Below are 8,095 nucleotides of genomic sequence, written 5' to 3'. Positions count from 1 at the left end.
TGGGCCAAATTTATTTAATGTTTAACTAGTCCCTATTTTTTATGGGACACTAATGCTTTAAGATTAATTTCATCAATAAACGAAATCTCCAATAAAATTGTCCTCTCCGTCTGAAATGGAAAGGGTGTATTTGCCGATAGCGAGTCCTTCTAAAGGAATCTGTACTTTACTGCCATCAATCATCATAAGATAATCGGTGTAGATTACATTGCCTTTTTCATCTTTGACTTCTACAAGGATAGAATAGCCTTCATCAAAAAGCATCAAGGTGAGTTCGTGAAGCTCGTCATCGTAGGTGGCTTCGATGGGGATGGCTGGGCCTAAACTGCGGTCGTCAGTATGGCGTGTTGTATACGTCCAATCAATTAGGGTCTTTTTGCATTAGACAATAAAGGTGCGGCCAAGCATACACATAATAATACAGTTTTTAGTTTCATCATAATACATTTGTTTTCAGTTAATGATGCTGCGAAATTATAGGAAATAAAATTTTACATAGCAATTTCATTCTATTTCTTACTATACAACCTAGTGCTGAAAATCAAATGATTACGAATTAAATCCTATACGGATACCTATACAACTGTTAATGTAATGAGCTGGTTTTAAGTATTATAGTTAGTTTAGAAATGTATCAACCAAAATATTGTGCAATGTTTGTTCTTTGAAGAGATTACTACCCAATTTTTGCTTGATTCTGGTACGCTTCATCCATATAGAAGAAGGATTGATGTTTAACAATACAGCCTCATTGTTTCCATCAAACCCTAAAACATGGAGGTGACAATAACGGCATTCTTCTTCGGATAGATTGGGGCATTGTTCATAAAGAGAGGAGCGAAAGCCCGGATAGATTCTACTTAATTCAATAACCAGCATATTCCAAAGTTTGTCCGTCAATAATGGTTTGTTATTATTGGGTTGTGGCTTTACCAATAGGGATGAAAGCTTTTTGTATATTGCAGAGCCTTCTAAACGTTGTTTTTGTAACTCTTTGTATTTTTTTGATAGAGACAGAATCTTTTGTTGTAATCTTATGTTTTCTCCCCTGTCTTCTTGTATGGTTTCCAAAGAGTGACGTGCTTCGGATAATTGTGCGGCTATTTCGGAACGCTCTTTATCTAAGCTATACAACTTTTCTTCCTGCCAATGCAGTTGCATCTTGGTATGTTTACGATAAAAATAGAAAACGATACTACTTATTATCAATATCGCCAAAGTGATAATAAAGTAGATGAGAAAACGTTGCTGGGCATTTTTAAGCCTTCCGTTTTCTTCTTGTATTTTGAGGTGATTGTACTTCTTCTCTATTTCGAAGACCTTTGCTTTATTTTGTTTGATGGTTATAGAGTCGGATATGTTAAAACAAATTTCATTGAAATGGAGTGCCTTTTTATAATCTTTTTTCGACTTGTAGATTTCAACATACAGCTCGTTTAAGAGATAATTTAGTGAATCACGTAGAATCATTTTATCTATTAGCTCTTTTGCCAAATCAATTTTGCCGGATGCAACATAAATGTCTGCTAAACCTATGGAGTCATTCATACCATGAAGAGCATCAAGCGATATGGCTTTTTTATAATATTTTTCTGCCAAATCATAACGTTTTTGTAAATCGTAAATGTTAGCATAGGCGTTAGCTATGTTATAATCCATTATTTGGAGGCGCAATGTAGAAGCTATTGAGTCTGCTTTCTTCATTATTTTCTTTGCGTATAGAAATGAATCAATAAAAGCATATTCTACTGCGAGATTTTTCATAGCATAAACCTGACTTTTAAGATTACCGGCCTTAGAAAATAGGGAGGAGGCTTCTGCATATTTTTCCCTTATTTCATTGTACATATCTTTAAAGTGATATAAGTCTGCCATATACGTACAAATATACCCCGCCACATTATATACCTTGTATTCCTTGGCATAGTGCAGAGCTTCCGTATACATCTGCATCGCCAAATCCCACTCTCCGTCTTCAGCGTATGCACGCCCTAAGAACAATCCCACTTGCGCCCGTTCTTCGGGTGAGCCGTGCTTGCCTATCCACTTCTGTGCCCGTTTCCATTGGTGGACGGAAAGAGTGTCTGCATGGGTGTAGTTCGTGGAACGACCGCACAGCATGCAATATCTGGCAAAGTCGCGGTTGCCCAGTTCTTCGGGGTGGGGGATGCCTGCAAGCAGCAGGGAGGTACTGTCGGCATCGGTCGGCAGCAGGCGTTCGGCTGCATCGAGCATGGCGAGGCGGCGCGTGGCAGTTTCGTCGGTACATCTTGCTGCAAGGAGGCAGAAGAGAAGGAAGAGGGGCAGATAGAGGAGCTGTTTCATAATAGTTATAGTCAGTTTAGGTGACAAATGTAGGGAAATAATCTGAAAAAAAGGGAAGCATGCCGAAAAACCGGCATGCTTCCCTTTTCTATTTTAAGTGTTCTTCTTTAAGAATGCCCTTATTCTTATTTAATACCCAGTTTCTTTGCAATATCCTTGGGCAGTGCATCCTTGTGCACAATGATGTTCATTGTTTTATAGCGTACGAATGCTTTGGAAGCATACCATTTGCCGTCATATTTGCCTGCCTTGCCCCAGGAATTCTTCACCATATAGTATTCGTTGCCTGTCTGGTCTTTGGCGATGCCATAAATCTGCATACCGTGGTCGTCGGTAGTTTCCCAGTTGTCGTAGGCCAGTTGGCGTTCCTCTTGTGTACACCACTTCTGCGGCTGAGGCTTGGTGTTGAGTTTCTTCTCTTCGGGTTTCATCTTCAGCCAGTGTGCCATGTCCGAACCGCTCAGTTCCTGCGCCTTTTCGGCATCGGGCAGTACGGCGATACCGTCGCGTGTGAAGCCCTGTTCGCTTACGTCGCTGCCCCAGGCAATGGTGTAGCCCTTGTTGATGGCATTGTCGAACACCTGCATCAGTTCGTCGATGGGCAGGTTGTAGGAAGAAGCCCAGCGCCAGTTGTCCTGAATCTCGAGGATGAACGACTGGTAGAACGGATGATGCGTGTAGGAAGTCAGTGAGATGTAGTCATCAGCATTCAGCCCGGTAGATTCATAGAAAGACTTCGGGGTGTATTCCTTGCCGTTGTAAGTGAACTTTTCGGGACGTTCGCCCAGATAGATGTCGTGGATGGAAGCAATGGCTTTCTTCCAGAGCGGAGTCTTGTTTTTGTCGGCTTGCAGGCTGCGGTGGTTTCCTTTGGCAATGGCAGCCACTACAGCGTTGGATACGGCTGTCAGTTCGTTGTGGTTGCTCAGCGTGTCGCCATACATCACGCCCGGACGCATTTCGCTTTCGGGAACCAGACCGAAGGTTTTCATGCCATATACAACGTCATAGAACGAACCGCCTTGTGAGAAGGAGATGTCGCCGTGTGTACGCACTGCCTTGTCGGCACGGTCCAGATAGGTGTTGTGCACGATGAACATTTCAGAGAGGTCGTACTCGCCCTTGCCCATACGGAGCAGTTCGGATTCGATGAACGCCAGTCCGGAGTAGCACCAGCATGTACCGGCGCGGTTCTGGTTTTTGATGGATGTGATGGGGTTTTCCTTCACGGTGGTGAAGACGAAACCTTCTTCTTTCGGAGTGTCTTGTGCCAAGGCATTTACGCTCAGCAGACCCAATGCGGCAATCAGTATTGATTTCTTCATCATGATTAAAATGTTATAGATTTATAGTTGCAGCTGCAAATATAGGTAGAATATCGTAAACAAAAGCTATCTTTGGAGCGTTAATTCCGACACTTATGGAGAAAATGATACGTATTGACGACCGTAGCGGTCTTGTTTTGGAGGGCGGCGGCATGCGCGGCGTCTTCACTTGCGGTGTGCTCGACAGCTTTATGGACCGTGGCATTCGCTTTCCCTATACCATCGGCGTCAGTGCCGGAGCCTGCAACGGACTTTCCTATATGTCCGGTCAGCGCGGGCGTGCCAAGTACAGCAATATCGACTTGCTGGAAAAATACAATTACATCGGGTTGAAGTATCTGTTGAAGAAACGGAATATCATGGATTTCGACTTGTTGTTCCGGGAGTTTCCGGAACACATACTTCCCTACGACTACGAGGCATACTTTCGTTGCCCCGAACGCTATGTGATGGTGACCACCAACTGCGAGACGGGCGAAGCGAACTACTTTGAGGAGAAGCGGAACAAGGAGCGCGTCATTGATATTGTGCGTGCTTCGAGCAGTCTGCCGTTTGTCTGTCCCATTGCCTACGTGGACAACATCCCGATGCTGGACGGAGGTATAGTGGACAGTATCCCTTTGATGCGTGCCCGTCAGGATGGATTTACCAATAATGTGGTGGTGCTGACGCGCAATCATGGGTACCGTAAGGAAATTCAGGGAACGAAAGTTCCACCTTTTATATATAGGAAATATCCGCTATTGCGTGAAGCCATCAATCGCCGCAGCATGGTCTATAACCGGCAGTTGGAGCAGGTGGAACGGATGGAAGCCGCCGGAGAGATCGTTGTTATTCGTCCGCAGAAGCCGGTAGTGGTAGACCGCATCGAACGTGACATCAAGAAGCTGAGGGAGCTTTATGAAGAAGGATACCGGTGTGCGGAACGGTTCTTCCCGTAATCGGTTATTTGCATGCTTCATCCTTATTCTTTCACCGTCTCTGCCAACCTCGTTCCCATAGTGATGTATGATTAAAAGGCTTTTAATATCATATTATAAGCCTTTTAATGCTATATTATAAGCCTTTTAATCATATCTTCCCTATACTGCCTTCCCGGCAGACTTATACACGTATCCTGTTTCCCTTTAGCATTGATATGCCGTGATGTGGAAAGTATCATGGGGGAATATTACGGATAATCATTCAAGTTTATTCATCAAAAAACACGCGTAGAATGCCTTTGGAAAGGGGATGTATCAAAAGTTCCACCTTTCGTAACATTTGTTATAGGCTAAAATGCCGGTATCGCTTAATTTTGCCGACACAAAACTCAATTGCAGAATTGGTTTATTATTAACTTTAAATTAATAGATATGTTGAAAAGCATTAGTCTCAGGCTTTGCACACTAATTGTGCTTCTCTTTGCGGGCATCTGTTCCTTTGCCCAGCAAGTCCAGGTAAAAGGTACTGTCGTTGAAAAATCGAGTGGTGAATCCATTATCGGTGCTTCTGTCATGGAAGTAGGTTCCAACAGTAATGGAACAATTACGGATATTGACGGAAACTTCACGCTGTCTGTGGCTTCCGGTGCCACATTGTCCATATCCTATATAGGATATAAAACCGTTACAGTAAAGGCCCAGTCCACTTTACGCATTGAGTTGACGGAAGATTCCCAGTTGATTGACGAAGTAGTGGTGACCGGCTATATGTCCGAGAAAAAGGCCAGCCTGACCGGTTCGGTGGCTGTGGTCAAGATGAAGGATGTGGCGGATATTCCTACGGGGAATGTGTTGTCGAGCTTGCAGGGACGTGTTGCCGGTATGAACATTACCACTGACGGCACGCCGGGCGGTGGAAATACCTCTACATTGGTACGTGGTAAGTCTTCTTTCCGTGGCGATGCCAACTCTCCGCTTTATGTCATCGACGGGGTGATGACCCGTGAAAACATCTCGTCTATCCTTTCTTCCAATGATGTAGAATCCATTCAGGTGTTGAAGGATGCCGCTTCCGCTTCCATTTATGGTGCGCAGGCTGCCAATGGTGTGATTATCATTACTACCAAGCGTGCCAAGAAGGGGGAGACCCGCGTGGATTTTGATATGTCGTTGACTTTGCAGGGCTATCAATGTGGTTTTGATATGCTGAATGCTGATGAGTGGGGGCAGGTTTACTGGTCAGCTTATAAGTATGCCAATAATGGCGCTACGCCAAGCAGCGAAATATATGGTAATGGTGCAACTCCCAAACTTCAGGACTACATCGGCCTGAATGGAGCTAAAGTACATGCCGTTGATACGGATTGGCGCGATGTGGTTTACCGCACTGCCTTGATGCAGAATTACAGTGCTACGCTTTCAAAGGGTTCTGACAATGGGGCTTTCTCGTTGGCGTTGAACTATCTCGACCACGATGGTTTGGTAGAGAATACGAATTTCCAGCGAATCAATACCCGTATCAGTTCCAACTATCATTATCTTGACAATCGCTTACGCATAGGCGAGAACGTTGCCGTCAATCGTTGGACGCAGACCCTCAGTCCGGCCGGTGTAGATGAGAATGCCATCAAGCAGCATCCTGCCAAGACGGTTTATGATGAGAATGGCGATTATAACGATGCCATCAATGATGTTTTGGGTGATGCCCCAAACATGGCGCGTCTGTTGGAGAATGAAAAGCGGAACAAGCATGATTATTGGCGTATCTTCGGTAATGCATTCCTTGAAATTGAACCGATAAAGGACTTGGTGCTGAAAACCAATTTCGGTATGAACTATTATGATGAAACCAACAAAACCTTTGAGCCGGCATGGGCACGCGATGAGGTCAATAAGCTGACTCAATCATCCAACAAAAGGCTGGATTGGGTATGGACTAATACCGTGACTTATAGCAAAACATTTGGAAAGAACAATCTGACTGCACTTCTTGGTACAGAGGCTAAGAAGAACCATTCGGAATCCATGTTCGGTTATGGTACGGGACTGGCCATAGAAGATGAAGATTATATTTATCTCGACGGTGTGACTGCCGGTAAGAATGTAGGTGCCGGTGCTTCCAATTATGGCATGGTATCTTACTTCGGTAAAGTGAACTATGATTATGAAGGACGGTATCTGGCCTCTGTTACGGTGCGTCGTGATGCTTCTTCCCGCTTGGCAAAGGGTAATAATGTTGATTACTTCCCCTCAGTGTCGGCAGGCTGGCGCATCTCGAGTGAGAAGTTTATGGAAGCGACCGGAAATTGGTTGGCAGATTTGAAACTACGTGCTTCATGGGGTATCAACGGTAACGATATTATTGATAATGAAGCTCCCTACACAAAATATTTGATTAGTCTGAAGGATGCAAGCTACAACATGAACGGTGATGGAACAACTTTGGCTCCCGGTGGTTACAAAGTGAGGTCTACCAATCCTGATTTGAAGTGGGAGAGTACAAGGCAGCTCAATATCGGTGTGGACGCCGCTTTCCTGAACGGACGTCTGAGTGCTTCTCTCGATTATTTTGATAAGAAGACAAGCGATATGCTTGTAGAGAAACCGTATATTGCTGTCATTGGCGAGGGTGGTTACTGCTGGTATAATGGTGGTACGATGAACAATAAAGGTTTCGAGATGGCATTGACCTGGAATGATAAGGTGAAGGATTTCCAGTATAATGTAGCATTTAATCTTTCATACTACAAAAATGAGGTGACAGAGCTGACGGAAGAAATTTACTATACTTATGGTGGCGGTAATGGTGTTGACAAGACTTTGGTTGGCCAACCGTTCGGTTCATGGATGGGCTTCAAGACAGATGGAGTGTTCCGTACCCAGCAGGAGGTGGATGAGTATAAATCCAAATATAATGTACGGTTTGGCGCTCCCGGAGTAGGACGTATCAAATACGTGGATGCTGACGGTAATGGTACGATTGATACGAACGATCGTGTATGGTTGGGTTCTGACAATCCGAAAGTGATTGCAGGTCTGAATCTTGGGGCATCTTGGAAAGGCTTTGACCTCAGCATGTTCTTCAACGGTATGATTCGTGATGCCTATAACAACTCCAAATATTATACGGATTTGTTCCAATGCTGGACCGGTAATCACTCTACCCGCCTGCTCGATGCCATGCATGCCTACGAGAATTTTGAAAAGACAGGTGTTTACAATAGCAGTGTACCTGCTTTGACCACCCTTAACAGCAACAATGAGCACGAGGTTTCCGAGTTCTATATTGAAAATGGTTCGTATATCAAGCTGAAAAGCCTGACATTGGGTTACACGCTTCCTAAAGCAGTTCTCGACAAGATGAAGATGCGTCATGCGCGCATTTATTTCCAGGCTCAGAATTTGTTTACGATTACCGGTTATACGAGTGCCGACCCTGAAGGTCTGGGCTATCCTTATCCGTTGCCTCGTACGTTCTCTTTGGGATTATCATTTGGTTTCTAAACTTTAAAACTATACTAT

The 8,095-nt window shown here is 44.3% G+C and carries 6 protein-coding genes; 3 read left to right on the top strand and 3 right to left on the bottom strand.

Annotated features, from left to right (window positions below):
• Positions 1–72: 72 nt before the first annotated feature.
• Together E5355_RS15830 and E5355_RS15825 are read right to left on the bottom strand one after the other, a co-directional pair.
• Positions 73–366: a DUF3244 domain-containing protein gene (locus E5355_RS15830; protein WP_136011104.1), complete on the bottom strand. Its 294-nt coding sequence runs from the start codon at positions 364–366 to the stop codon at positions 73–75.
• Positions 367–618: 252 nt separating this feature from the next.
• Positions 619–2,007 carry a tetratricopeptide repeat protein gene (locus tag E5355_RS15825; protein ID WP_136011103.1) on the bottom strand — a complete coding sequence of 463 codons (1,389 nt, stop codon included), beginning with the start codon at positions 2,005–2,007 and terminating at the stop codon, positions 619–621.
• Between the two features lie 81 nt (positions 2,008–2,088).
• Between E5355_RS15825 and E5355_RS15820 the strand changes: the two genes are divergently transcribed.
• Positions 2,089–2,349 (top strand): hypothetical protein, encoded by a 261-nt coding sequence (locus E5355_RS15820; protein ID WP_136011102.1) that lies wholly within the window; start codon positions 2,089–2,091, stop codon positions 2,347–2,349.
• Between the two features lie 101 nt (positions 2,350–2,450).
• On the opposite strand, the gene E5355_RS15815 is transcribed toward E5355_RS15820, so the two are convergent.
• The gene (locus tag E5355_RS15815) at positions 2,451–3,650 is read right to left on the bottom strand and encodes an aminopeptidase C (protein WP_136011107.1); all 1,200 of its coding nucleotides are present in this window, start codon (positions 3,648–3,650) and stop codon (positions 2,451–2,453) included.
• 95 nt (positions 3,651–3,745) lie between these two features.
• Between E5355_RS15815 and E5355_RS15810 the strand changes: the two genes are divergently transcribed.
• Both E5355_RS15810 and E5355_RS15805 read left to right on the top strand, forming a co-directional pair.
• Positions 3,746–4,591 carry a patatin-like phospholipase family protein gene (locus E5355_RS15810; protein WP_136011101.1) on the top strand — a complete coding sequence of 282 codons (846 nt, stop codon included), beginning with the start codon at positions 3,746–3,748 and terminating at the stop codon, positions 4,589–4,591.
• 414 nt (positions 4,592–5,005) lie between these two features.
• Positions 5,006–8,077: a SusC/RagA family TonB-linked outer membrane protein gene (locus E5355_RS15805; RefSeq protein WP_136011100.1), complete on the top strand. Its 3,072-nt coding sequence runs from the start codon at positions 5,006–5,008 to the stop codon at positions 8,075–8,077.
• Positions 8,078–8,095 lie beyond the last annotated feature (18 nt).

This window comes from Bacteroides muris (ex Afrizal et al. 2022), assembly GCF_004793475.1.
Taxonomy (GTDB): domain Bacteria; phylum Bacteroidota; class Bacteroidia; order Bacteroidales; family Bacteroidaceae; genus Bacteroides; species Bacteroides muris.
Note: the sequence above shows the minus strand (reverse complement) of the source record. Positions and strands in the feature narration are given on the sequence as shown.

Bases quoted from the DNA above. Each gene is read 5' to 3' on its own strand.
- E5355_RS15810 (WP_136011101.1), top strand. From the start codon at position 3,746: ATGGAGAAAATGATACGTATTGACGACCGTAGCGGTCTTGTTTTGGAG.
- E5355_RS15815 (WP_136011107.1), bottom strand. From the start codon at position 3,650: ATGAAGAAATCAATACTGATTGCCGCATTGGGTCTGCTGAGCGTAAAT.
- E5355_RS15820 (WP_136011102.1), top strand. From the start codon at position 2,089: ATGGGTGTAGTTCGTGGAACGACCGCACAGCATGCAATATCTGGCAAA.
- E5355_RS15805 (WP_136011100.1), top strand. From the start codon at position 5,006: ATGTTGAAAAGCATTAGTCTCAGGCTTTGCACACTAATTGTGCTTCTC.